Source organism: Zunongwangia pacifica (assembly GCF_023499215.1).
Classification (GTDB): domain Bacteria; phylum Bacteroidota; class Bacteroidia; order Flavobacteriales; family Flavobacteriaceae; genus Zunongwangia; species Zunongwangia pacifica.
On the sequence record NZ_JAKHSK010000014.1, the window covers coordinates 98,276 to 124,620 of the forward strand.

Annotated in this window: 23 protein-coding genes and 2 pseudogenes; 10 read left to right on the plus strand and 15 right to left on the minus strand. The window is 37.1% G+C overall.

Translation table 11 applies throughout. The features are described 5' to 3' along the window. The 5 genes from L1967_RS11380 (at position 1) to L1967_RS11400 (ending at position 5,813) form a co-directional block, all read left to right on the plus strand. The gene (locus tag L1967_RS11380; RefSeq protein WP_249601752.1) at positions 1 to 843 is read left to right on the plus strand and encodes a hypothetical protein; all 843 of its coding nucleotides are present in this window, start codon (positions 1 to 3) and stop codon (positions 841 to 843) included. Next, complete coding sequence (locus tag L1967_RS11385) at positions 844 to 1,983, plus strand: adenylosuccinate synthetase (RefSeq protein WP_249601753.1); 1,140 nt, start codon at positions 844 to 846, stop codon at positions 1,981 to 1,983. It begins immediately after the preceding gene. 83 nt (positions 1,984 to 2,066) lie between these two features. Continuing rightward, positions 2,067 to 3,098 carry an SMI1/KNR4 family protein gene (locus tag L1967_RS11390; protein WP_249601754.1) on the plus strand — a complete coding sequence of 344 codons (1,032 nt, stop codon included), beginning with the start codon at positions 2,067 to 2,069 and terminating at the stop codon, positions 3,096 to 3,098. 103 nt (positions 3,099 to 3,201) lie between these two features. Next, complete coding sequence (locus tag L1967_RS11395) at positions 3,202 to 5,178, plus strand: tetratricopeptide repeat-containing sensor histidine kinase (RefSeq protein WP_249601755.1); 1,977 nt, start codon at positions 3,202 to 3,204, stop codon at positions 5,176 to 5,178. Beyond that, positions 5,175 to 5,813: a response regulator transcription factor gene (locus tag L1967_RS11400; protein WP_249601756.1), complete on the plus strand. Its 639-nt coding sequence runs from the start codon at positions 5,175 to 5,177 to the stop codon at positions 5,811 to 5,813. Before L1967_RS11395 ends, L1967_RS11400 begins: the two co-directional genes overlap by 4 nt. Positions 5,814 to 5,903: 90 nt before the next feature. Here the strand turns inward: L1967_RS11400 and L1967_RS11405 are convergent, their stop codons facing one another. The 5 genes from L1967_RS11405 to L1967_RS11425 form a co-directional block, all read right to left on the minus strand. Further along, positions 5,904 to 6,656, minus strand: a complete 753-nt coding sequence (locus L1967_RS11405) for a YoaK family protein (RefSeq protein WP_249601757.1) — start codon at positions 6,654 to 6,656, stop codon at positions 5,904 to 5,906. A gap of 151 nt (positions 6,657 to 6,807) precedes the next feature. After that, on the minus strand, positions 6,808 to 7,779 hold the full coding sequence (locus L1967_RS11410; RefSeq protein WP_249601758.1) for a Fic family protein: 972 nt from the start codon (positions 7,777 to 7,779) through the stop codon (positions 6,808 to 6,810). 220 nt (positions 7,780 to 7,999) lie between these two features. Next, positions 8,000 to 8,410, minus strand: a complete 411-nt coding sequence (locus L1967_RS11415; protein WP_249601759.1) for a putative toxin-antitoxin system toxin component, PIN family — start codon at positions 8,408 to 8,410, stop codon at positions 8,000 to 8,002. After that, complete coding sequence (locus L1967_RS11420; RefSeq protein ID WP_249601760.1) at positions 8,400 to 8,615, minus strand: hypothetical protein; 216 nt, start codon at positions 8,613 to 8,615, stop codon at positions 8,400 to 8,402. Before L1967_RS11420 ends, L1967_RS11415 begins: the two co-directional genes overlap by 11 nt. A 206-nt stretch (positions 8,616 to 8,821) precedes the next feature. After that, positions 8,822 to 9,334: a lactoylglutathione lyase family protein gene (locus tag L1967_RS11425; protein ID WP_249601761.1), complete on the minus strand. Its 513-nt coding sequence runs from the start codon at positions 9,332 to 9,334 to the stop codon at positions 8,822 to 8,824. Positions 9,335 to 9,458: 124 nt separating this feature from the next. Here L1967_RS11425 and L1967_RS11430 point away from each other — a divergent pair, with 124 nt between their 5' ends. Then, complete coding sequence (locus tag L1967_RS11430) at positions 9,459 to 9,770, plus strand: winged helix-turn-helix transcriptional regulator (RefSeq protein WP_193712032.1); 312 nt, start codon at positions 9,459 to 9,461, stop codon at positions 9,768 to 9,770. A 187-nt stretch (positions 9,771 to 9,957) separates the two neighbouring features. Further along, a complete protein-coding gene (locus L1967_RS11435) occupies positions 9,958 to 11,535 on the plus strand; it encodes an IS1182 family transposase (RefSeq protein ID WP_249601762.1) in 1,578 nt (525 codons plus the stop codon). Between the two features lie 50 nt (positions 11,536 to 11,585). Here the strand turns inward: L1967_RS11435 and L1967_RS11440 are convergent, their stop codons facing one another. Continuing rightward, positions 11,586 to 12,404, minus strand: a complete 819-nt coding sequence (locus L1967_RS11440; RefSeq protein ID WP_249601763.1) for a class I SAM-dependent methyltransferase — start codon at positions 12,402 to 12,404, stop codon at positions 11,586 to 11,588. Positions 12,405 to 12,664: 260 nt separating this feature from the next. Then, complete coding sequence (locus L1967_RS11445) at positions 12,665 to 13,648, minus strand: hypothetical protein (RefSeq protein WP_249601764.1); 984 nt, start codon at positions 13,646 to 13,648, stop codon at positions 12,665 to 12,667. Between the two features lie 244 nt (positions 13,649 to 13,892). On the opposite strand from L1967_RS11445, the gene L1967_RS11450 reads away from it, so the two are divergent. Beyond that, the gene (locus L1967_RS11450) at positions 13,893 to 14,288 is read left to right on the plus strand and encodes a hypothetical protein (protein ID WP_249601765.1); all 396 of its coding nucleotides are present in this window, start codon (positions 13,893 to 13,895) and stop codon (positions 14,286 to 14,288) included. Between the two features lie 352 nt (positions 14,289 to 14,640). On the opposite strand, the gene L1967_RS11455 is transcribed toward L1967_RS11450, so the two are convergent. The 7 genes and pseudogenes from L1967_RS11455 to L1967_RS11485 form a co-directional block, all read right to left on the minus strand. Then, positions 14,641 to 15,042 (minus strand): hypothetical protein, encoded by a 402-nt coding sequence (locus tag L1967_RS11455; protein ID WP_249601766.1) that lies wholly within the window; start codon positions 15,040 to 15,042, stop codon positions 14,641 to 14,643. A gap of 12 nt (positions 15,043 to 15,054) precedes the next feature. Beyond that, a complete protein-coding gene (locus tag L1967_RS11460) occupies positions 15,055 to 15,744 on the minus strand; it encodes a hypothetical protein (protein WP_249601767.1) in 690 nt (229 codons plus the stop codon). A 97-nt stretch (positions 15,745 to 15,841) separates the two neighbouring features. Further along, positions 15,842 to 16,378: an HD domain-containing protein gene (locus L1967_RS11465; RefSeq protein WP_249601768.1), complete on the minus strand. Its 537-nt coding sequence runs from the start codon at positions 16,376 to 16,378 to the stop codon at positions 15,842 to 15,844. Between the two features lie 542 nt (positions 16,379 to 16,920). Next, positions 16,921 to 17,298: a hypothetical protein gene (locus tag L1967_RS11470; protein WP_249601769.1), complete on the minus strand. Its 378-nt coding sequence runs from the start codon at positions 17,296 to 17,298 to the stop codon at positions 16,921 to 16,923. Positions 17,299 to 17,411: 113 nt separating this feature from the next. Further along, the gene (locus L1967_RS11475) at positions 17,412 to 17,825 is read right to left on the minus strand and encodes a hypothetical protein (RefSeq protein ID WP_249601770.1); all 414 of its coding nucleotides are present in this window, start codon (positions 17,823 to 17,825) and stop codon (positions 17,412 to 17,414) included. Between the two features lie 110 nt (positions 17,826 to 17,935). Then, positions 17,936 to 22,927 (minus strand): DUF4132 domain-containing protein, encoded by a 4,992-nt coding sequence (locus L1967_RS11480; protein WP_249601771.1) that lies wholly within the window; start codon positions 22,925 to 22,927, stop codon positions 17,936 to 17,938. A gap of 343 nt (positions 22,928 to 23,270) precedes the next feature. Beyond that, a pseudogene (locus L1967_RS11485) lies at positions 23,271 to 24,238 on the minus strand (IS3 family transposase). Positions 24,239 to 24,514: 276 nt separating this feature from the next. On the opposite strand from L1967_RS11485, the gene L1967_RS11490 reads away from it, so the two are divergent. Together L1967_RS11490 and L1967_RS11495 are read left to right on the plus strand one after the other, a co-directional pair. After that, positions 24,515 to 24,853: a hypothetical protein gene (locus L1967_RS11490; protein WP_249601772.1), complete on the plus strand. Its 339-nt coding sequence runs from the start codon at positions 24,515 to 24,517 to the stop codon at positions 24,851 to 24,853. Positions 24,854 to 25,309: 456 nt separating this feature from the next. Continuing rightward, positions 25,310 to 26,224: a hypothetical protein gene (locus L1967_RS11495; RefSeq protein WP_249601773.1), complete on the plus strand. Its 915-nt coding sequence runs from the start codon at positions 25,310 to 25,312 to the stop codon at positions 26,222 to 26,224. A 10-nt stretch (positions 26,225 to 26,234) separates the two neighbouring features. On the opposite strand, the pseudogene L1967_RS11500 reads toward L1967_RS11495, so the two are convergent. Further along, positions 26,235 to 26,345 (minus strand): annotated as a pseudogene (locus L1967_RS11500) (IS5 family transposase); the annotation flags it as partial.

Genomic DNA, 26,345 nt, shown 5'->3' on the forward strand with positions numbered 1-26,345 from the left:
ATGGGAGGAGGAAAATTTAGTCATAAAGCTTACGAGCAATTAAGAAGCTCTAAAGGATACAGTAACAAATCCAGGGAAGAGATTTTTACCGCCAGAACTATCGATGCAGAAATGGATCCATCTACGATTAAGGTAAGGGAATCCCGGGATTCTGAAGAACACCCTGAATCCTTATCGATTATTGTAGGACTGGATGTCACCGGAAGTATGGGATTTATCCCTGAGCTCATCGTAAAAGAAGCTTTACCCGATTTAATAGGGACGTTAATGGATGCCGGTATCCAACATCCGCAGGTATTGTTTATGGGACTGGGCGATTATGTTTACGATAGCGCCCCGTTACAAGTGGGACAATTTGAATCTTCGGCCGAGTTGTTAGACCGCTGGTTAACCCGCGTTTATCTAGAAGGCGGCGGTGGCGGCAACAATCAGGAAGGCTATAATTTGGCGCATTTATTTGCCGCCCGCCATACCGCTATCGATTGTTGGGAAAAAAGAAACCAAAAAGGATTTTTATTTACCATTGGTGACGAGCCTGTGTTTGAGAATATTCCCGATGAAATTATAAAAAGATATACCATTGCCGACGAAGCTCAAAGCATTTCTACCAAAGCGATCATCAAAGAAGCACAGGAAAAATATGAGGTGTTTCATATGCATTTAGAACATAATGAATGGTCTAAAGATGATCACCGTAAAGGCAATTGGAAAGAACTATTAGGCGATCATTTTATTGAAGTTCAAGATTATAAGAAATTAGCCAAGATTATTGCAGAAACGGTTATTAAAAACCACCAGCCTTCTTTTGGCAGTAGTTCTATTGATGTAGAAAATATGTTGTAAATGCCTAAATGCAGTATAGTCATCGATTTAGGATTTGGCGATGCCGGGAAAGGGCTAACAACCGATTTTCTGGCTTCGCAACATCCTAAAAAAAGTCTGGTCATCCGTTTTTCAGGAGGGCATCAGGTAGGTCACACCGTTACCACGCCTGCAATCACCCATACCTTCAGTAATTTTGGGTCGGGTACGTTACAAAACGTCCCCACTTTTTATACAGAAAAAACCACCATTTTTCCGCCGGCCATTTTTCAGGAAGGAAAATTCTTAAAAGCCTATCAACCCCAACTGTATTTGCATCCGTTGGCGATGGTCACTACCCTTTACGATATCGCTTTTAACCGGGCGGTAGAAAAACAGCAACAACACGGATCTTGCGGCCTGGGTTTTGGGACAACCATCGCCAGAAACAAGGAAGAAATCTTTTTTTTCGCCAACGATTTACAGTTTGAATGGGTCATTAAGCAGCGTTTAAACAGCATTAAAACCTACTACGAGCATCAACTGAAAGCGCAGCCTAAGGAGGTTAAAAAGTATTATAAAGAAGAGCTGAAACAATACGATGAAACCTTTTTTATAGAAAGCTGCAAACACATTCAAGCCTTTTATAGCATTGCAAATTTGCCTGAATTGGTTCCGGCATTTGAGCATTTTATTTTTGAAGGAAGTCAGGGAATTTTATTAGACACGCAGTATGGATTTTATCCGCACACCACCTGGAGCAATACCACCTCTAAAAATGCCCTTCAGCTGATAGAAAAGTACCTAAAAACCGCCAAAATCGAGATCTATTACGTTACCCGCTGTTACCAAACCCGCCACGGGAACGGACCAATGAGTGCCACCAAAAACGTGCAATTACAGCATAATGAAAACGAAGCCAATGTAGAAAATGAATTTCAGGGAAAATTCCGCACCAAAGCATTAGACGTTTCCTTATTAAATTATGCGTTAAGCTGCGATGCGATTCATCATCCGCCTCTCCCTATCGCTAAGAAATTAATGGTGACCTGTCTCGATCAGCTCCCCGACTTTTCTATGGAAGGATTTGTTGAAAAACTGGAGGTTCATTTTCAGGAAATTTACGGGAGTTATGGCCCTGGTCGTACTACCATAAAACCCATCCATCAAAAAACGGAATAGTTGGTTTACACTTAAAATCCCGATTTTCAGGGATTTTTTTAGCCCCAATCTATACTACTTTAGCCACCTAAAAAAATTAGTATATGATGAATCCCAATGCGGTATATTATACCAAACTACGACATAAAAAGTGGAGTGATTTTAATTTTGAACCCGTTCAGGTCACCTTGTTACCAGAAGATATCGACTATTTAAGTTATGAAAACAGCTTTATATTTAGGGATACCCTGCTAAAAACACTGGAAGAATACACCCAACATAAGGTTTTTAAATTACTATTTATTACTCCAGATCTTAATTTCAACACCAACTTTTATGGTGTTGCTTATTTAGAACATAAAGAGGTGCTTACGGTTAGCTTTCAACAAACCGAAATTTTTAACTCCTGGTACGATTGCATCATCGATGAAGAAGATGAAAATAAGCCTCAATTATTTATGTTTTCCAAACAGAGTTATAGTTATCGACCTATTGATGAAAAGCTTCAGGAACAAATTTTTAATCATACCGGAGATTTTATAAGTAACGCGATTCCCAATGAATTTATCGCGGAAGAATTAGCGAAGGAAAAAGCCGATTTTTTAGCGCCTTTTATACATCTTGACGCCTCTTATAATCTGGAATCCATACAGCAGAATTTTGAAAAACTGGTCGCCAAAAATTCGTGGAACGTGATTACGCCTAAAGATCATCAACAAATTTATGACGAGTTTGAAGCCGAAGCAGGCTTTGCATTTCCGCCGCTGCTCAAAGATTTTTTAAGCCTGCACAACGGTGTCGAAAATACCCCTTTTTTAAATGCCGAATCGATTTTAAAGGAATGGAAAGACTGGCAATCTGTTTATAAAGATTGGACGCAGGACGAATTATGGGACACCTATAGTGAAAATGAAGGGAAAACCTTATTGATGTACACCACGCCGTATTGGATCCCGTTTTTCGATTTATACAACGGTAATTTTATCGCCTTAGATTTTGCGCCTACAGAAAAAGGAACTCCCGGTCAAGTCATACGTTTTGGTGCAGACCAGGAAATAGGCTACCAAATAGCAGAAAGTTTAGAAGCCTTTCTGGACGATTTATACCTGGATGAAGAAGAATTTTTAATGGCATAACCACCAAAAAAAGGGAAGAATAGCTTTACGTTCACAGCTATCAATGGTAAATTTGAATTGAAAATTAGAAACGCTTAGGAGTGAAGCGTGCACCCATTTATAAATGACGGTATTTAAAAAACATCGGTTACTGGTTTTAGTGCTTTTCTTAGGAATTTTTCTTCCCGGGTTTGGTCAAAATTCAGCAACCTCCCAAACCATCGATTCCCTTTCAGCCATCTATCAGCAATACTTGTACAGCCAGCCTAAAAAAGCCGCTAAAGCCGCTAAAGAATGGTTGGCTATCGCTAAAAAAGCAGGGCTAAAGCAACAACAAGCCCGTGCTTATTATGCGCTGGGAAATTTAGAAAATAGTTCCGGAGATTATAAAAACACCGTTGTTCATTCCAAAAAAACAATTGAATTATTAAAAGAATTAGAAAGCGATTCAGGCTTAGCCACAAGTTATAATTTATTGGCGTTGGGTTATAAGAATATGGGCAATTATACCCAGGCAATGGAGAGTTTTTTGCATTGCCTGGATTATGCTAAAAAAGACAATGACCAACAGCAGCAGGCCAATGCTTATCAAAATATCGCTACGCTTTATATCCTTCAGAAAGAGCATAAAAAAGCGATTGAAAATTTAAGCCGGGCAACCCATTTATTTAAAGAATTGGGAGACGAAAACGGTATTTATACCACCTTATTTAATTTTGCTAACATTTTAAAGGAACAAGGGAGATTTGAGGAAGCGCGGGAGCATTATAAGACCGTTTTAGACTATAGAAAAAAAGAAAATAATAAAACGGTTATTGCTTACATCAATATTAATCTTTCCCAAATGCTGGTGGAAGAAAAAAAGTATGGCCAGGCGGTTGTTTCCCTCAAAAAAACGCTTAAACTCCTGCAGGAACTTCAGTTTAAATCAGATATGGCCATTGTGTATAACGATTTGGGCATCTGTGAAGATAAACTGGGCCACACCGGGCAGGCGATTGCTTATTTTCAGCAAGCTTTAAAAATAGGAGAAGAACAAACCTTATTAAGCTACAATACCGATTTTTATAAAAACCTTGCGCAGCTCTATAAAACGCAGGGCGATTATCAAAAAGCCCTCACGTTTTACGAAAAATCCATTCGTGCACAAGCCGCACAAAATTCGCTTTCTAAAGAAAAATATGTCGCCAATTTACAAGAACGTTACGAAACCGAATTAAAGGAAGCGCGAATAAAGTTGCTTGAAAATGAAAAGAAATTAAACGAATTTGAATTACAAAAAGCAGCCTTAAGCGTAAAAAAACAACGTTTATTGCGAAATGTGTTTATTGGCGGATTTGTATTTGTATTGATTTCGTTACTGGTTTTACGCCGATTTTATCTTCAGCGGTTGCAGGTGCAGAAAGAACTTTACCTGCAAAAAGAAAAAAACTCAGAGCAGCAAATTAACCAGATGATTAAAGATCATAAATTAGCGGTGATCGAGCGCCACCAGCAGGGACAGGATGAAGAGCGTGAACGCCTGGCCCGCGAAATTCACGATGGCATTGGCGGTGATTTGGCGGGAATTAAAATTGCTTTTGAAAATTATGTCGAAGATCAACCGCAAAAGCCACAGGTAAAACGCATTCTGGAAGGCATCAATAACGCCTGTACAGATGTGCGGGCACTTTCGCATCAGTTACACCCATTGCCCTTTTCTAAAATAGGTTTTTGTAGTTTTCTTAAAGATTTTATTCAGCAGGTTTCCAAAAATAGCACGTTAAGCATTCAGGGGTTTTTCTATCCTGAAGAAGCCATCGATAATTTACCCAACGATCTTTTAATCGCTACCTATCGCGTGGTACAAGAGTTAATCAACAATATTTGTAAACATTCTGAAGCGACACAAGCTGAAGTTCAACTCACCAGGCACCAACAGCATTTAAATATTTTAGTAAATGATAACGGCATTGGGTTTAGAAAATCTAAAAAACCGGGAATAGGCTTACGAAATATTAAAGAACGTTTACAGCAAATAAACGGCACCATAGAAATTGACAGTAGCGCAGATAGCGGTACTTCAATCACCATAAACATTCCTTTAAAACACCCATTTTGAAACAAATAAACATCATTATCGCAGACGATCATTTAATGTTTTTAGAAGGCATCAATACCATTTTACAAGCGATGCCCGAAATCGCGAATGTTCATTTAGCGACCGAGGGGAAGCAGGTACTGCGCTTGTTAAAGCAGTTTGAGATAGACCTGGTCATCAGCGATATTAATATGCCCAAAATGGATGGGGTGGCTTTGCTTAAAGAAATTAAAAAGAAGCACAGTGAGGTAAAAATCATTATGCTAAGTATGTTGGATAACCATCTTACGGTACATAAAATAATCCAGAAAGGGGCCGATGGTTTTGTGCCGAAATTCACCAGTAAAAAGGAGTTGCAAAAAGCGGTACGAACGGTAATCAACAATGAGTCTTATTTTTCTGAAAGTATTAAGCAGCGCTATATGGAGAGTGTTTTTGAACGCAAAAAATACCAAAATATTGAGCTTTCTCCCCGGGAAAAGGAAGTGCTGAAATTGTTAAGTGAGGAGCTGACTTCTAAAGAAATTTCAGAACAGTTGTTTATTTCGGTTAATACCGTAGAAACGCACCGTAAAAATATTTTATTAAAAACCGGTGCCAAAACCACTACCGGCGCGGTAAAATACGCGATAGAATCGGGTTTGTTTGATGATTAACGGTTTCGATTGTGAGTGTAGGGTGTTGTTTAACACTTTTAGAAGTGATGATCTGAGCTTGTCGAAGGCTAGGCGAGAACACGTAATTACTTAATGGCTATTGCGTGCAATTTTTCTTTGTTTATATTTTCTGCTCGTAGCTATTAATTTATACCGCAAATCATCATAGAATAAACTTATTACTAAAATCACCACTCCTAAAATAAGCGTGTTTAATCGTAAGTCAAGTCTTGAGTAAAGAAATCCGCCGATTATTCCGCCCAGGAAAAAGAAACAAATGATATACATACGCAGTTTTATAGTTGCTTTAATTTTTTCCCTATAAGGATGATATTCAGGAAAGAAAAGTTGTGATAATTCAATTCCTAAATCTGTGAACAGCCCTGTTAAGTGGGTTGTTCTTACGACAGCATTCGAAATTTTTGTCACAAAAGAGTTTTGATGTCCCATTGCGAAAAGTAACAGACAAACAATAAGATTAGGATATTTTATTTCACCAGTATTGCTTATGATCGCAATTGATAATAAAATGACACATTCAATCATTGTTGGTAGCACAAAAACATTAAGTTTTTTATTTTCTTTCAATTTTTCGATTAGGAAACTTGATGAAAAAGAACCAAAGAGAAATGAAAAAATATAAAGAAAATAAACTGTTCCTTTCCAAAATTCAAAATTGGAAACATCATTCATAAAAAGTGCAAAATGACCTGTCACGTTTGTAGTTAGTTGCTTAAATTCTAAAAAGCCCGTAACATTTACAATTCCAGAAACAAAAGACAAAATCGAGGCCAGTCGTAGGTTATGTTTTAATGTTCTACTCTTCCCCTGGTGTCTAAACATTTTATTTCCATTTCGTTCGTTTTGTTAAATTCTACACACAACGGTCTTGTATAACAATCATTTGCGGGATGTTTAGAAACTAAGATAGCTAAAATTACTGACTTTTATGCTTGCGCGGTTGAATCCGTTGATCAAAAAGCCGCAATTGTTGTTATATATTGTTGTGCCCAGTTATTATTTTATACTTAGTTTTATTCTTTTCTCCAATTTTCTCGAATAGATTTAATTCCAAACCTTTTTTTAAATCTCTACTGGCTGTTGAAGAAGAAATATCTTTAAAAATATCCATATAATCTTTTCTAGAAAACTCATTTTTATTTAGTGATATAAAATATTCAAGTCTATCATTTTCATTAAAGGTTCTATTATTAAAATCTAATAACTTATTGATTGAAGCATCAATAACGGTTAACATATATTCGATAAATTTTGTTGATTTTCCTGATTTATCACTTTGCGCTAATGCTTTATAATATTTTTCTTGGTCATTACTAATCATTGTTTCAAATGGCAAAAATTCAAAGATTGGATATTTTTCCATCAAAATTAAAGTTTGCCATAATCTTCCCATTCTGCCATTTCCATCTGAAAATGGATGAATAAACTCCATTTCATAGTGAAAAACACAACTTTTGATTAATTCTATTTCATCTGAATTTTTTAAATATTTGAAAAGGTCTTTCATCAAGAAAGAGACATTTTCAAAAGGTGGTGCTAAATGTTCTACTTTTGAACCTTTTACAATACCAACACCTTGTCTTCTATATTTTCCGGCATCATTAATTAGGTTTTTCATTAAATGCTGATGTGCTTTTAAAAAGGATTTTTCACTATTTGGATTGTATTGATTTAAATTCTCATAGATTTCTATGGCATTTAGAACTTCTACAACGTCTTTTTTTGGACCAATAACTCTTTTCTTTTCAAGTAAAGCAGTTATCTGTTCTTCTGTCAAACTATTTCCTTCTATTTTCAGTGAAGAATGAATAGTTTTTATTTTGTTCTGTTTTCTTAATTTTGGGGAAGGTCTGTTAAGATAAGTAGCATTTATTTCTCCAATTTTTTCTGAGATTGAAGTTATAAGTTTTAAAATTTCTGGAGTTATTTCGTAAGGAGGATTCATTTTGATACTATCATTTGATATTATCAAAGATACAATCATTTATCAATGAATTTCACTTGAAAGCGATTTTTTTAAATGTACCTAACGGTCTTGTGTAAAAATCAGTTACGGATTGTTTAAAAACTAAGATAACAAAAGTTACAGACTTTTATGCTTGCGCGGTTGTGTCCGCAGGACACAAAGCCGCAATTGTTGTTATATGGTGTTGTACCACGTACTTTTATCTAATATCTTCAATAAAATCGGCAAAAGTCAAAATTTTGGTTTCTTCAATTTTTTCCAATACCAATAAATCTTTATCTCCGCTTATCAAATAATCAGCATTCGAATCTATCGATAAATTAAGTAAAAAGTTATCTTTTTCATCTCGGCAAATTTGAATGTTGGATTTAACGTTTATTAATTCTCCAAATTGATCAAAATACTCGAGAACTTTTTCAATGTCCTTTTTAGAAAAGTATTTTTTAAATTTTGGACGACTTACAACATCTATGAACTCTTCAATTAATTCGTCTGAGAAAATTATGGTTATTTCTTTGTTTTCAATCAGTTTATCGATTTGATTAAACTTTTTAGAAATCAGAAAGCTAATCCAAAGATTTGTGTCAAGGATTATTTTCTTATTTTTCATATCGTGATTTTCTCACTTGCTCAACTTCATTTGTTATTTCCTCAAGTGAAATCTCATCTTTGCATTTAGTTCTTAATTTTTTTAAAAGAGTAGAGAAGTCCGATTTCTTTTTTTCTTTGCTAATTTTAATCAAGTTTAAGTCAGCTAAATCTTTTAAAAGGTTTTTTGCTTTAGGGTTTATTATGTCAATTCGGATAGTTTCCATTTTCTCTCAATTTTTTATAAATCTAAGAAATTATTTCTAATTCGAGAATTTTTTCTGTATGTGGTACAACGGTTACGGTTATCGCAAGTTGGCGGATAAATCCGTTAGGATTTGTCCGCCATTTGCTTTCTTGTTTGAGGTTCTAAGTTACCGAATTTTATTCAGCTACCGCCTATTTGCGATTAACCGTTGTTACCCACTGGTGCTTACTCTTCATAAGCTCCTGAAGAATATGTAAGCTCATAACTGTGCGTGTAAATCTCAAATACAATTCCAAAAGGATCTTCAACATAACACATTTTATACGGCTTATCATTTGGGTAATATTCTCTTATTGGCATTCTTTGTTTACCACCAGCAGAAACTATCTTTTCTATTAAATTTTCGATGTTCGGGTCTTGTACACAGAAATGGAATAATCCTGTATTAAAAGGATTGAATCCTGGAGCTTCTTTTTTCCCATTTGGGAAAGAAAATAATTCAATTCCAATTCCATCTGATGTTGACATATGTGCTATTTCAAATTCCTCCCAGTCTTCTCCAAATACATCAATACACATTTGTCCTATAGCAGTTTCTCTTTCTTTTTTAACTTTTGAAGGCTCCATTATTGTGTACCATCCCATCACTTCAGAATAGAACTTGACAGCCTCTTTAATGTTTGGCACTGTTATACCAATGTGTGAAAATGATCGTGGATAAGTTTCTTCTTTTTTCATATCTATTTTATTTTTAAGGCTACAAAATAAGGATATATTTGTCTGTTAAAAAATAAGTTACCCAAATGTAATATAGGTAACTAAAAGAGTTATTTGTTGTTAATCAGTTATTTATATTTTTAAAATGAATAAAATTTATTGTCCTCTTAACTATACAATGAAATTAATTGGAACGAAATGGAAACCTCTTGTTCTATTTCATTTATTAGAAGGACCAGTTCGTTCTGGAAAACTTCAAAATAAAGTTCCCGATATTTCTAATAAAATGTTTACTCAAACCGTTCGTGAACTTGAAAAGGATAATCTTATCACACGAAAAGTATATCCGGTAGTTCCTCCAAAAGTTGAATATGAATTAACTGAAAAAGGGAAGTCATTAGAATCTATCTTAAAAAGTTTAGACTCCTGGGGTAAAGAAATGTCTGCTTTTAGTTAAGCAAGATCTTTGTGGCACTTGTGGGTAACGTCTCGGCTATGAGTAGTTGCGTGGGTTAGCACTAAACTTTGCAAGTACACACCAAACTGAAAATCCGCGAGGATTTTCAGAAGTAGGCGAGAACAAGCAATTACTTATAGCCATTGTGCCTGTTGCACAAGTTAGTAAAAAAGTTTAATTTCATGGGATGCAAGGCAAAAAGAACTATCAGGAAAAACTCTTCACTTCCTTCCGTTTGAGTGACCGAGTCCCCCAGAAAAATTTTTATAGGCGTTTAAAAGCTGCGCTCAATCTGGATTTTCTCTATGAAGTCACGCACGGCTTTTACGGTAGCAGCGGTCAAAAGAGTATAGATCCGGTAGTGTTCTTTAAACTTTGTCTGGTGGGCTATCTGGAGAATATCATCAGCGACCGCAAGCTAATGGAGCATTGCAGTATGCGCTTGGATATTTTATATTTCACCGGTTATGATATTGATGAAGAGCTGCCTTGGCACTCTACCATCAGTCGAACACGACAGTTGTTTCCTGAAGAAGTCTTTGAGTCGGTATTTACCAAAGTATTCAGCCTTTGTGTAGAAGCGGGGATGGTGAGTGGCCATACACAGGCTATTGATAGTGCACCGGTAAAGGCCAACGCTTCGATGGACACTCTGGAACTAAAAGTACCTGAAGAGCAGCTAGAATCTCATTTGCGCAGAGTTCGTCATATTAGTGCGATGGATAAAGATCAGCCATTTCGTAAGAGTAAAGTCGATAAATCAGACAAAGGGCAACGCAGCATAACGGCCAATGAACAGGAACTCCAGGCGATCTCTAGCCGCAACAAGCGTTGGAGCAAAGATCAGGATCAGCGTCCGGGATCAGGAAATAAAGGCAGTAAGTATACCAGTAATAAAACGCATTACAGTCCTACCGATCCTGATGCCCGTATCAGTGTCAAGCCCGGTAAGGCCAGAAAGCTCAATTACCTGAGCCAACTTAGTGTAGATACGGGCCATCACGTGATCACCGACATCAAAGCTTACCACGCCGATGGTAAAGACAATCAACAACTTCCCGATATTGTAAAACGGGTAAAGCGACGCTTGTGGCAACAAGGTCTAGTCTGGGAGAACTGTGTGGCAGACACGGGATATAGCAGCGGAGAGAACTACGCCTTTTTAGAGCGTCAGGGACTCAAGAGTTTTATACCTGCCCACGGCACGTTTAAAGGTGGCCCTGATGAATTTATTTATGTTGAAGATCAAGATCATTACCTGTGCCCACAGGGCAATATCATTCCGTTTACCAAGGAGTTCAACGATTACAGGACAGGTACCCGCAAGAAAGAATACCGTGCCCGCAAGCACGTGTGTATTGATTGTCCCATACGTAGCAGCTGTCTGGGTAAAAGCGCACAGGAAAAGAAGTTTAGCGTCACCTATTACCGAGCAGAATACCAGCGTAACATCGCACGGGTAGAAAGCCCTCAGGGCAGGTATATGAAAGGCAAACGGCAAAGCACGGTAGAACCCGTCTTTGGAACGCTCACTCAGTTTATGGGATTAAGGAAGGTAAATACCGTAGGACTAAAACAAGCCAACAAGTGTATGCAACTGTCCGCCATCGCCTACAACATTAAGAAGTACCTCAAATTCACTCAAAAACGGGTGAAAAGTGGAGCAGGAATGCTCGGCTTGTATTTAAAGATCACAAAGACCTTAAATCAGGAATATAAGTCCATTCTAAAGAGACTTTACCTATCTAATTTAGAGATCGTATAAGACAAAAAAACCGCTTAAAAGCGGTTTAAATGAATGCGTTTTTTAACTAGTTAAGGTCTTGTGCAACGTTTACCATTGTTACCTGCTGGCTTTTTTCCAATTACATATAAATAATCTCCCAAATCATTTTCATAGGATTTTATTATTTCTTTAATTTTTCCACTGTCGATATCTTTTCTTAATTCCGATAATCCATTTTCGACTTCTGTTCTGTTTGATAATGATGAAAATGAAGAAATTCCGTGTCTAATTTGCTCGTCAAAATAAAGTTCAGGGTTTTGTTTTCCGCAATACAAAAATTGGTCTTCCAAGTCAGGTTTTATAAAATACTTTTGCGTTTCCAGAAATTCGATTCCGCTATCTTTCATCGCTTTTTTTACTTTTTCTAAAGTTGGCATTTGTATTATTGAGTCGGAAAGCATTTTTGGAAAATAATGATTGAGCCAATATCCTTGCATTTGCTCGGGTGTTGATGTGAAAATCACAATTTTGCCGTTTGGCTTTAAGACTTTATTCAGCTCTGAAAATCCGATTGTTAAATTAGTCCAATGATGTATTGTCAAAGAACCGATTATTCCGTCCACAAAATTTTCAGGAAGTCCAGTATTCTCTGCGGAACCTATTTTCCAATGAATTTTGTGGTTTTTAAGTTTTGCTTTCTCCAACATTAATTCGGAAGGGTCAATACCAATGAAGTCAAATCCATTTTTTTGAAGTTCACTTGTGTAATTTCCTGTTCCGCAACCAATGTCCAAATATTTTTCGTCCTTGGTCGGTTGCAAATGATAAAGTAATTGTTCGGTCAAATATTTGTCCGCTTTTCGGGTCAGATTGTAATCAATTCCTATTTTGTCGTATTTAACTTCCATCGTTTTTTTCAGCTTGCAGGTAACGTACGGATAACCCAACAAGTTGTGTTATATCCATTTTTGTTAAAGTACTAAGCTAGCGGATTTTTAATTGATTTAAAAGATAGGCTATCAAATTCAGTAGTTTTTTGAATGTAACAAGCTTTTAAAAACCGGTGCCAAAACCGCAAAAAGTCCCCTAAATTTTCTCCAAGGCTTCGAAAATTTTTAACGGGGACTTCTTGCTATACTGAAGAAAAAGAACCAAAAAAAATCAAGCTTTATTTTACTGAAAATGGTAATTTTTCATCCATTTTTTCCCACTGTTCTTCAAACGTACGATCTACGTCTAGCGGAAGGATTTCAGTGCTTTTGATGCTTTGATCTTCGATATCAAAAAATTGGAATATCACGGCGGTAACGGGCGCTTTGTAGTCGGCCATTTCTGAATTATTCGACGCTTCCCGCTCACTTAAACCTTGAATCCATACGGCTTCCTTAAAAGTATCAGCATTTACATACAGTTTACGATAAGGATGCATTTGGTAGGTATTCACATTGGTCTTTACATAGGTTTTTATGCCTTGCTGAATCGACTCTTGCAGCGGTTGATAGGCCTTTGTTTTAGAATTAAGGGTAAAATGCGAAAATCGCCATTCCTCGTGTTGTGTTTCTGTTACTGCCTGTATTTCCTGGGGAGCAATTGAGGGTAACTGTACATTAAAATGAAGAGAACCTGCATACAACAGCGAATCTTGATGCTGATTCATCATTTTTAAAAGGGAAACCAGTGTTTCTTTGATAAAATGGGGTGATGGATTGTCAGTAAATTTTACGGTCGCCGTAGCATAATCCATCTCCAGGATCACATCTTTCTTTTTTAATTGGGCCACCAAGTGTTGCTTAACCTGATAATCTGCCTTCGTCTCCTTATACATTTGCTCAATAGATTTTTTGTGCAAACCTCCCTGGTATAAAGAATCCTTTTCTTTCATCAATTTCGCGTCAAAATAAAGCGGGAATCGTAAATCCGGCTTTCCTTTTTCAAAAATTTCAACCGAAAACATATTGGGGTTCATATTTCCTTCGTTCCAAAACCGATTGAGATTTTCGAAGGCTAAGGAGTGATTGATATGTTTACTCAGGTATTTTTTAAGCGTAGTGGCTGCTTTGTCTTTGCTCATCCCGCCAAATAAGCGGGCGCAGGATTGAAAACAGCACACAATAACCGCCAGGATCGCTATAGTATAAAAGATATTTTTCATAAAAGCCTAATATTAATAAACTACCTAAGGGCAAGCCCACAAGGCATTTGATAGAAAAAAAATTTCAATTCCGAGGCTCGCCTCAAGGTATTCAACCTTTTGGCGAAGCCAATAAAACGAATGTAAACGATAGGAAATCGAAACACCTCCCTGAATTCCGTGAATATTCCGATTCCTGTAAAACGGTCAATAAATATCGAAAATTAGCCGATACTTTTGGAGTATTCATTTAAAAACTAAAAAGATGGGTTTACAGGAAAAGAAAACCGCAAAAGCGATAGAAGACCAATATGTTGGGGATTACCAAAACGAGATTAATGAGATTGCCGGTAAAGAGTTACCAATAAACATTCACTGGGATACGTTTGAACTTGATTTTATGAAGTTTGTACCCAGCGTTTGCCTACAACGACTTACCGACGCTTTAAAAGATATTTGTGCAGACGATATGGGAAAAGAAGCGGTGCAGGAAAGTATCAATTCGATTGAGGTTTTTTGTATCCCGAACGAAGGTGCTGAAGATGCTAAAGAATTAAAGTTAGCTGATGGTACATTTTCACTTACCGCTTGTTGGGGTGGTCACCACAGTGGTTATTTCCCGGATATTGCGATTAAAGAATACTTAGAAAATAACTTGTAATTGCTGGTACATTCCAGTTAGATTTCAAGACCGCTTATTGGAGTGAAAATTTAGGTTAGGGTTTTTGTATCGAGAACTTAATGCCAAGCATTAGGTTCTCGGTACTCTATTAGGAAATTGTACTTCAACATAATATTCAAAACGGACTTTAGCGGCAAAAAAATTATTGTCTTAAATGACGAAAACAAAAAAGGCTGTCTAAAAACTCAATTTTCGTCAACCTGTTCCGATAGCTATCGGAATTGTTTCAGGTTCTCATAACAATTTTTAAATCAATGAGATGAGATTCTGAAACAAACCTGTCTATCGACAGGCAGGTTCAGAATGACGTTTTTTTTACTTTAACTAAGCACTAATTCACGGCTACGTTATTAATAACAACTCCCATTAAATTTGCAGAAAAATAGCCGTTTTGTTGATACCCGTTATTCTCGGTAAACGATTGGTTATAACTTTGGGCAATAGATTTTTTAAAATGGAGGGTGATATTGGGGGTTTCTTCGTTTTTAAAGAAGATTTTTACTATTCCCGACCAATCGCCAGGGTGGTTGGCAATCCATTCTAAAAACAGTTGGTCTGGCTCGTTATTATTACAACCAGAGGCGTAAACATCCATTCTTTTTTCAGATTCATTATGTATATCGTAAGCACTAGCAATGCTATAATCAAATTGCTGTAAGGTATAGTTTTGTTGCGTAGTTTCATCTTTATTTAAAATGAATTCTATACGATCGATAACAGTATTGGGAACCATAATAATTAAATTTTATAAGTTTTTTTCGATTTCGTCTTGTAATTCCGTCTTACTGAAAATGCTTTTCCAGCCTTTTTCAAGATTGAAGGAAATGTGAAGCACTCGCTCGTTTAATTGAACTGCATTGGTTGTTGAAATTTTAAAAGTTATCGCGTCAATGCTTTCTGAAAATGCTTCTTTTGCCAGCTTATTTTCGGCAAGGCTAAGAATGGTTTCTTTTAAAAACTGAATGGCTTTTTTGGTGTAGAATTTCTCGGTATCGCTTGGGTTTTCTCCAGCATCAAACGTAACAGTCAATTCTTTACCTAAGCCTTCCTGAAGGGCTAAAACGGCTGCTTTTATCTCTTTTTTAAGCTGAAGTTGCGTTGGAACGTCTTTAGGATTGGGCGTAAACGGGATTGTACCGTCAGATAGCAGGTGTACGTAATCTTTTACGTTTTGTAACATAATACACGAAATGCTATGGAAACTCACGTATTGTAAATCGGCCTCATTATCGTACCAATTTCCTATTAAAACCACCCCTTTATCGGCATCGTAGTTTATAAAATACCCCGAAATCGTACCATCTGTATTGCTAAAGCTAATCTTTGGCATATTTGGGTTCTCCTGTTTACGCTCGTGGTCTGCGACTTCCTGAAGTATTTTTAAAACTTCTCTTGTCTCTATAACCGGTAATTGTACCATTGTTTTAAAATCCATAATCGTCAATTTTTATACTACAAATTTGGACTTTTAGGGGTTGATTTTTCTACCTGTTTTCCGTGAAATTAGTGGCGGTTTTAATAACAGATTCGTTTTATTGGGTATATTTTTTATAATCGCGTATTTTATCTTCCAATCTTTGGTTTAGGTATTCATTTTTTCCGCGCAATGTTTCATTGATTAGCTGTGCTTCTTTTAGGTAATTTAGAATCTTATCTTTTTCCCAGTGGCTGGGTGGTGCTTGCAGATTGGTTATTCGGTCTGCTAATTTTACGATTGCTACTTCTTTTTCCTGTTGATTGATTCGGTTTAGGCTGTCTGCCATTTTTTCCTTTTTAGAGCTCAGGTTGTTATTTTTGGTCAATGCCCGTACGCCTAAGGCGACTTTTTCTCCAAACCTAGCTACCAATTCGGCATATTCTGTTTCGGTGTCTTCTAAGGTGTCGTGCAGTAGCGCTACTTGTACGGCATCATTTAAATTAAAAAGAGGAGCGGCATTGTAGGCCAAAAGTACTTCCATCGCGACATTGGAAAGGTGCACGACGTAATTGGAATTGGTGCCGGGTACTTTTTGATTTTTGTGCTTTTCGCCAGCAAATTTTAGGGCGTTCTGATACAGTTCTTGTGTCATTAAAAAAGAGTTTATTGATTTAGGTAAACTTTAATGTGGTGATTTCTAATTTTTGATTGTCTTTATCCCAAACAAATGATTCTTCTACAGAAATTAGCAGGGTGGTTATATCATTCAATCCGGTTATATGTGGTTCTTCTATTTTTACATCAAAGGAAAATTCAGCATTTTTTTACCTTCCATTTTTAATCATCTTTATAAATCGCGAATTCCAAATCATCGATTTGAAGTATCAATAGAGACCCTTCGGGTTAGGGTAATTTTAGTTTTATATGGTGTTCTGTTCATTTTCTTTAGCTCGCTGTTGCTTATTGGTTTTGGAGCTCGTGAATCTCCTAAAGTCGATTTGCTTGTCCAAAGAAAACGAACCAAAAGAAAGGACACTTTTTCTAAGGTATTTTTGCCTTATCAGGCAAAACCGCAAGAAGTCCCCTAAATTTTCTCCAAGGCTTCAAAAATTTTTAACGGGGACTTCTTACTATACTGAAGAAAAAGACCGCTAAAGAATACAATGAATGGTCTAAACTCCGGTTAAAAAACGCTTATTCTGGATTAGAAATTTTAAAAGCATTCATTTTTTTAAGAATAACGGGCGTAAATAGCGCAAACCGGGCATTAAATTCTTCCTGGGTGGTAGCGGCATTGATGTTGGCCACCATCATTGTCCAGGCCTCCATTAATTCATCTTCTACAGTGTCGTTTTTGGTTTCTATATCTATCGCTTTTACCAAATCTAAATGATCTTCGGCCTCATAAAAACCGGTTTGTTTGGTAATGTTAAAGACCTGCTCAAAAATGGATTGTGTTTCCATTAGTTCCTGAACTAAAATTTCGTTTTTTTCGCTGGCAGAAATGGATTCAAAGACATCTACCATTAAATTTTGTACGTTATCGTTAATACTTTTGTCTAAAAATTGCACTGTTTTTTATCTATTTTGAATCTTTATGGGTACCAATGGGTTAATATCCGTCCCGATAGCTATCGGGATGCCTCTTGCGCTTGCCCCAGGGTTAATGATGCATCACGAATGGCTTACCAGTAAGCGCCTACTAAAAACGTCATTCTAATGAAAGCAACAACACTTTCTGAAGTAAGCTGCAGCGGCGTTTGCAAATCGGTGACCTCTTCGTCGTCGATAAATACTACAAACAGGCCATCTTTAAAGCCTAAAAGGACATTGTCTATGGCTTCTTGCTCGTGGGCTAAATTTTTATTGTTGATTTCGCCAAATCCTATTTTTCCGCTTTCTGCCTGATCTTGAATTTCTGACGGACTTAGGAAACCGATGACATTGACTTCCAAACGTTTTTTATTGAAGGCTTCTACCTGATCTTTAACACAGGCTACTAACAGTTCTTCTAAGGTTTGTGGTGTTTTGGCTAAGCTTAAGGGTACTTTTTTTACTTTTTTCTTGCCTAGTTTTTTAAGCTGAAGGGTAATTTCCATAGGTTATTTTTTGCGTTAGCGATTGCCGTGAAAAGCCCACAGTGCGTGAGCACGCGGACTTGTAACAGAAAGCGCGCCCCACGGGAGTGGGGAACGCCCTAATGCTGCTTTTATTTATTGATTTGCGCTAAAATAGTTGGATCTTGAATTTTATGGTCTTCGGCCAGTAATTTCATTTTAGAAATAAGCTCGGCCGTTTTGGGATCGTCGTCTACAAAAGGTAAAAACATACGTCCGCGATGCTGACTGTGGACGGGCAGTATGGAAAGTGCCAGTCCGTTTTTGCTCACTTGCGCGCTTCCTAAATGAATGCTGTATTCGCCAAGTTTTCCTTTAATAAGGATATGGCGCTGCTTGACGGTGATGTTTTTAAGTTTAAATAGTTTTGCTGATTCCTGGGCCAGGGCGGCACGCATTTCCATTGTGCTGTGGCTGGCTTCTGGATCTACGCCACCTACGTGGGCAACACTCACCACCAAATCGAGATCGCGCATAATTTCACTGAAAACCACCGGCGGAATATCTGCAAGCGGAATGGGCTGATAGTCGGTTAACGAATGGAAACAAACTTCTTCTAAGGTGGGCGCTTCAACTTCAGAGGGTGAATACCAGTCGGCCATCGCGTACATCGTCGCCATAAAGCCGCGTTGGTGATATACTTTTTGTAAGCCTTCATCGTGATTTACCGTCCACCCGCGGCCGCGTAATAATGCTACGGTTTTATTGGGTTGAATTTGGTGACCTTGGTAGCGTTTAGAGCGATAACTGGTTTCGCGTTCTTCCTGAGTTACCACATACAGCTCTCTAAATACTTGTTTAAAGGGTTGCACGATACGTTCGGCAAAGAGATGTTTTTGGTACACATCCCATTCTACAGTTTGGAAAAGGTGAGCGGGATGGGCAATGACCAACACTTCATCCTGGGTTAAGGAATGTGTTTTTCCTGAGGCATTGGTTAACTTGCCTTCGCTATAAAAACCGGTGATTCCTTTTTCTGGAGCGAACAGCACCAATTGCTGGAGCATCGCTTTTACAATGGGGTGTTGCATTAATTTATGAATCTCTGCCGCGGTAAATTCATCTTCATTCACCATCGCGTTTTCTAAGGATAATCGCGTTCTTTTATATTGCTGAGCGAGATAGGATTTATGTTCTTTTAAGGCGACGACTGCTTTTTCTTTTCGGTATTTCGCCGGAATTGATTTTAGGGGTTTCCCGGCTTTGTTGACTTGTATTGTGGCTTTGCCTAACTGGTTAATAACGAGTTTTAGTTGGGTTTCATCGAGCGTTAGCGTGGCATTTTCCATAATTTCCTGCGTGGCTTTGGCTTCCATCGCCCAGCTGAAGCGTACCCGGTCTTTAAATCCGGCATTTCTAGATAGGTTGTCTAAGCCAATTTCTACGGCTGCTTTTTCACTTTCCTGGCGTTGCGCCCCAAACTGCTTGCTTTCTTTTAAAAAGTCTTGCAACAGGTTGTAGCGTTTTAGTAAGTCTTTTTCGGGTACGGTTTTACTTAGCGGAATTAAGCCTAAGGCGCGCACATAATCTTTATCTCGTTTTTCTTTTATTTTCTTTAAGGTGGCGGTGATTTTTATTTCACCAAGCATTACGCTGGAATATAATTTTACTTGTCGGTGTCCGTTTCCATCGGTAATATATTTGGACGCGTCGTGCAATAGTTTCCAGTTGGCTTTTCCTAAGTTTTTATACACGCGGTTAAACCAGTCGATATCGATGGCTCCAATGGCAAAATCTGATTTTGGAATGTTTGAATACCGGGAAATAATGGTTTCTTTTTCGCTGCTCATATAATCTGAAGCGTGCGCCTGAAACCACCAAACGGCGTCTTCTAATTTTTCCAGGCCTAAATATTCACCTACAAAACCGGCCCATTGTGTGGCGTAACAGGCTAGTTCTATTAAGCGCTTTTTGGGGATTTTGGCTTCGTTGGCAAGGCTCACAAAATCGGCATAACTTTCTGCTTCGTTAGGGATACTTTTCTTAAGAATGGCGCTGAATTTTGTTTTCTTACTATCGCTGTAATAGCTATAGCCGCGCTCAAAATTTTCTTTTCCTAAGCGTTGTAAGACTTCAAATACATAATGAATTCCGTTTACCGTGTGGATGCTCGAAATATAATCTGTGGCTTCCGTAGCGATATCGCCGCGTTCTAATTCTACTTGTAACAGGTTGGTTTTAAGTGGTAAAAACACGTGTGAGGGCACTGGATTTTTAGGAATATCGCCCCGACGTACGCGGTAATTGTTGGCACCGTCTATAATGGACATTAACTCGCCAGAATAAAGTGCCTGAAATAGTAGATCGTCCTCATTGATTAAATTGTTTTGATACAATTTAATGGTCGCTTCTATTTCTGGTAGGGGCATCTCTCTGGGATTTTTTGCTTTTTGGGCTGCCACGTTTTGCAGTTGGGTAACCGGATTAGGGAAACCAATGTATTGGGCGGTAAGGTACAGGTGTAAATCCCAATATTTTTTAAGTTGATCCAGACTGGCACTTTCTAATTGATTTTGAGATAAGGTCCCAAAAAACTGGGCGATTATTTTTGTCCAATTTGAAGTGTTTAGGGTGTATTGAGAGTGTTTGAAGCTTTTCTTTTTTAAGGCGTCAGGAAAATTAGCAATGGCATCTTCCAGCAGGTCTAATTTAAAATTGATAAGGTTAGGCCTATCGCCATACACCCGAATCAGGCTTTTTAAGATGGTTAAATACGAGCGGTTTTTCCCGTAATAGGAATTGGCACTGTAATCTAAGGCCAATGCTTTTAAATTGGGAATGTATTGTTTTATAAAGGGAATGAGCTTGCCGTAAGTTCCATACGGATTGGTATTCGCGATAAACCGAATGGCCATATATAGTTCGTAATCGTTTAATTTGCTCATTTCATACCAATCGATCCATAGGTTTGCCAACGGTAGGTTATGGAGTTCTTCTACCGGGGTAGGGTCTTCTAATTCTTTAATTTGAAAGATTCCCTGATCGAGTAATGTGGTCTTGATTTCGCCCTGATAGCCTTCTCGCTGGTATTCGTAATGGCGATTTTCGTGGAATAGGGCGATTAATTTATTGATGGCTGAAACTATTTTATCGGCATCTATAAACGCATTTAATTTGAAGGCTTTTTCTGAAGAAAGCACAATCCCCAGTTTATCGAAAAGGTTGGTTTTGCTTTTAAATTTTGCCTGTGGAATATAAAGATCACTAAGGTTTTCATAATCTACTGCGCCAAACCCATTACTAAAACTATGGGTGTTTGAGGTTTTAGAAAATTTATCCAGAAAAACCTGTTCGTTTTTGGTGTGTTTTGGTCGCTCTTTATAGCTTTCTATTTCTTGGTGGATAAACTCGGGATATTTTTGATCGCTATCTAAAATGGATAAAATCTCAAGCCCGGCTAAACGCTGATCGACATTTTTGGAATGTATTAAACTTTGCGTCGTGGTTTGCAAGGTGTCTTGTGGCTGATGCACGATCAATGCGATTAATGCGGAACGTAAATGTTTACTTTTACGGCTTAGCAATTCTTCGGCCAGTGTTAGTTCTTCTTCATATAAGGGCATTACATAAAATAGCTGAATCCCGGTATTCATTACCGATTCATTTCGGTTTTTAATGGCCTGGTGGGCTAATTTGCGTTTCCAGGAGCCGGGTTCGTAATCGAACGCGGCCTGGGGTTTTGGAATATTGTTTTTGCCAAAATAATAGCGATAGGTATTTGGAAAAACTTTACGAATGTAATTTTCCCTATAAACAGAGGGCAACAAATCGATATCATCGGCCAGCAAGGCGAGTTGTTCTTCGTTGCCGTTATTGATTAGGAAATTATAAAACGAGTCTGAAGTGGGCTGAAAGTCATACCAGGAGAATATTTGCCCTATTTTTTGTGGTTTGCCGTTGTCTATAGATTGGGCTACTTCAAAAATGCGCTTAAATATTTCATTATCCAGTTCTATTTGGGGTAAGCTTAAAATGACCCAATGATCGATGGCGGGATCTTTCCCCAGTTCTTTTTTAAAATAGTCGACAATAGAATAATTGGTGCGTTGTGTTTTAGAAACAAAATAGAGGGCTACTAATTTTGCATTCCGATTCTCGGTAGTATAGACCAGGTTTAAGGCTTTTTGATTGGCGATATCTACATCCTTAATTCCCACTGCCCAAAGGGCGACATAGATTTCGATGTTGTCTTTACTTTGGAGTAATTCTTCAATAGTACTATGGTCACCAATCAGTTTTTCGGCAAGTTGTAAAATTCGATTCACGGTGGCTTTTTTGGGGGCTTCCCAATTGAACCCGAACCATACATTTATGGCTCGTACCACGCTACTAAAACGGGCTAAATCATTTTCTAAAATAAGGTTGATCATATATTTTAGCGCGCCTAAATGGGTTTCATCCAGGGTTTCTAAAATGCTTTGCCGTAAACCTTCCTGTCGCTGTGCGGCCAGTAATAAATTGCCTACCAGCTCCCAGTTTTTTTCTTTGTCGCTAATTAACAGCGCTTTAATAAGATCGTGGCTTACGCCGCCTATTTCGTCTTCGCCCTGAATAATATCATCTACAACCTCATTTACAAGTTCTGGTTGATGTACCAAAATAGCAGCGAAAAAGTAACTGTTTCCGCGATCGTAATAGGTGCTGTATTGCAATTGTTCTTTAATGGATAGCCCTCCCATCCCTAAGCGGCTTAGGTTTAGAAAGCGTTTAAATAGGTTTACTTTTTTATTTAGCAGCTCAAAAGTGGGCTTGGAACGAAAGGCTTTTCTAGAATAGCCTTCCTGGTAGGGAAGGGTGGTTATTAGATTCCACATCGCTCCTAAATACGGCGCCTGAACTGGGCCAAATAACAGGACGCCTAATTTCATCCCCTCATCGCTAAACCAGGGATTCATCGTTTCTGGAGCGTCAAAGCTTTCTAATAAATCGTACGTAGAATAGTAATTATACTTATCCTTTTGGATGTTGGCAAGTACCCAACCTAGTTTTTGGTAAGGTGCTGAAAAGGGTTTGAAATCTTCTTTTTTTAGCGTGTTCTTTTTAAAAGAAGCTACATATTTTTGGGCCTGATCTGAGGGTATCATATTCGAAACTATTTTACATTGTTTTTTAATAAAAGTGGCTTATCGACTTTGTATCTAAGCCTGGTGGTTAAAAAATTACTGCTAAAAAAAATCAGTAAATAATTTGTAGCAAGATACCCTCCTTATTTTTTAATTTCCTCCCTGTTTTTGGGGATATTTTTTTGGGGAAAAGCAAGGGTTTTGGGGGATGGTATTTTGAGGGGGGAGTTACTGCACCAATAACGATTGAAGACAAATTAGCTTAAAGAAAAACTATGGATTGAATGTTCCTGATTATCATTATTTAAAGACGTTCAAATAAATTATGGACTTGCAACAAAAAACTGGACTTTAAGTTGAGTGACTATGCTGCTAGTTTTTGATTATACATATCTATTTCAAATTCTTTAATGGTTCTGTTTCCTAAATAAGAATGTCTTCTTCTAGTATTGTACCAGGTTTCTATCCACTGAAAGATAGATAACTCTGCCTGTGATCTAAGCTTGTACTTATGCCAATATACCCACTCTACTTTTAGAGATTTAAAAAAGGATTCCGCCACGGCATTGTCCCAGCAGTTTCCTTTCCGACTCATAGATTGTTTTACCAGGCCATTATAGCTTTTAAGTAGATTGGTAAATCTTTGGCTGGCATATTGAATACCTTGGTCTGAATGGAATATCAAAGGTTGCGTGAGTGTCGCATTTTTAATAGCCATCCGCCAAGCTTTTATAACAGTATCCTCGGTATTTAGGGTATCACTTAAAGCCCAAAGCTTTCAATTCAGCTTTTATTCTCGGAGCTCCATAGTTCTGGTGACTATCTTCAAATATATCTTTGATTAATGAAGAGAGCTTCTGATTTTCTTTCCAAAGGGTGCTGGGACCAGATTTCAACCAGTGGTAATAACCGCTTTTACTCACGGCTAACATAGTGCACATCTTCTCAACAGGAAATTTCATACGATGCTGTTTTATGAACCTGTATTTTTCTTGTCGCTCGCGGAAAACCTGCCAGCCGGCAGGCTGGGATGCCAATCGCCTTTTTTAAGATATCACGTTCTAATTCGGCTTCTTTAAGCTGTTTCTTTAAACGAGCTATCTCTTTTTGTTCATCGGTCATTTTAGGATTACCCCGACCGGGAAAACTATTTTTACCATAATTCTTTTGCTCTTTACGCCACCGGTAAAGAACAGCAGGTAAGATATCCAAGTTTTCACAAACCTGTGCTACACTGACTTTGGCATAACTTAATTCTACTGCTTTTTGCTTAAACTCTAAGGTGTAATGTTTGGCTTTACGTCTCATAATTGCTAAGTTAACAACTTGCAATAATATTCATTCAACTCTATGTCCAGTCTAATGTAGTAATTCCAGCTATTCTTTTGAAATCGATAGTGAACTAGGTCAACTATTATTTGAGTAAATATAAAAGCACAAAAAATCTGTCCAACTCAAATTCAATTTATTGTATAAAAATTGTAATTTTAGAAACCAAGAAAGAAAACAGTAAGCCGACAAGTTCGTGTTCCTACTCCCGAAACCTAATATATTCCAAACCTTTCGATGTAATCTAAACAACTTAAAAGCTAAAAAACTGACTAAAATATGAAATTAGTAACCTATTGCAAGTGCTGTAAAAAAGATATAAGAATTAAATCTAGCGCTGCTACTCGACCAGATTTACAAATGGAAAAAGGAGATGAATTCAGCGTGAATTGCCAAAATTGTGGTAAGGTTGAAAAGAAACTCGTGAATGACATTAAAGCAGAACCAAACAACACAATGATTCTTATCGGAGTCGGAATTGGAATTATTGCAACAATTGTTTTATGGGGTTTCTTTGGAGCAATCGGAACTGTAAGTGTAATTATTCCATTACTTTTTTGGTATCAACAAATGGATGCAACAAAAGGATTTAACTCATATATGATAAAACGGAAATAAAGTTGTGCTGGAATTATAATCTTGAACCGAAAAACAGATTCTAAATACTATTATTAAAGTTAAAATTTATTTGCTCAGCCCCTCTAATTTTAAATAGTACAGCTTATCGGGAGGAGATCAATTCTATTTTAAAGTGAATTTTATTGGGATACGTTAGGTCTAGCCTATTTAATAGTAGTTTATTTATTAAGATTAAAAATTAACAGAATTTCTGTTCCTGAAGCTCCTTATAAATCATAGTTTTTCAATATATCTTTTCTAGATCGAAATTAGTTTTAATATATCTAGGTCTTACTAAAACACCTATATACCACAAATAATGAAATTTATACGAACATAGCTATAAAAGCTTTTTTTAAAATTAAAAAATGCGTTAGATTAGCAGATAAATAAATACGAAAGAGGAATAAATGTAATTAATTTATACTCTCATTATCACACATTAAACAATCAAAAATGACAGCAATTATTTTCGAAATCCTTGTATTTTTTATTTACGCAGCTTTGATAGCTGGACTTATAAAACCCTCCTTAATAATGAGATGGAGTAAAAACCCCACAAGACTAAAAGTATTAGGCCTTTGGCTAGTTTCATTAATAATTGTTCCAATTTTGGCTGTTATAATAATAGATGACGAAGACTTGACTGAAGACAAAATCGAAATTGCAGCCGAAAACATAAAGAACGAAAACTATTCCGACGCTATTAATTCTCTTTCAGAAATAAAATCCGACGATCCCCTATATTCTGAAGCTAGAGTGCTAATTAATGAAGCAGATAGTTTAAATAAAATTGTACTCGAAAAGGAAAGACTTATTAAAGAAGCTGAAGAAGAAAAAACGGCTGAAGAAGAAAAATTAAAACTAAAAGAACAACTTAAGCGAGAATTAGCTTCAATAAATGAAGGCATTGACTTTACATCTTATCGCGGAACTGTTGACGCCATAAAAATGGAAATTGTATTTTTTGGATCTTGGGCTAAAATTATAAAAAAAGGTGAAGATTCTGATGATCCAGAAATGCAAAAACTGGCTGAACAACTTAAGGCTAAAGTTATAAATATTCAGGAAAAAGAATTCCCAAAACTTAGAAAAGATTATGCGGAAGTTATAGCAGAAATTATGTGGGAACACGATATTTATGTAACTCCCAGTGGAAATGGAAACCGCTATTTAAATTTTACAGGAGGTATTTTCTCAGCAAACAAGAACAAAAAGGATTTTCAAGAACAGCTTAAAGACATTCCTACGATGTTTCGATTTAAACAGACGAGATATAGATGGTATAAAGGGGCTGACGAGTATACGTATTATACAACTTACGAAGGGAAAGATTCTGATTTAGTAGAATTGAATAATACATTTTTATAATTGAACTCGTTTAAACTTTTTCCTTTTTGAAGGGTTTGAACTTTTTCAAGGCTAATACAATAAAAGCAAGATAGTTAAACCCTGTCCAGCTTGCCACGGTAGTATCAAACCTGTTTAGTAA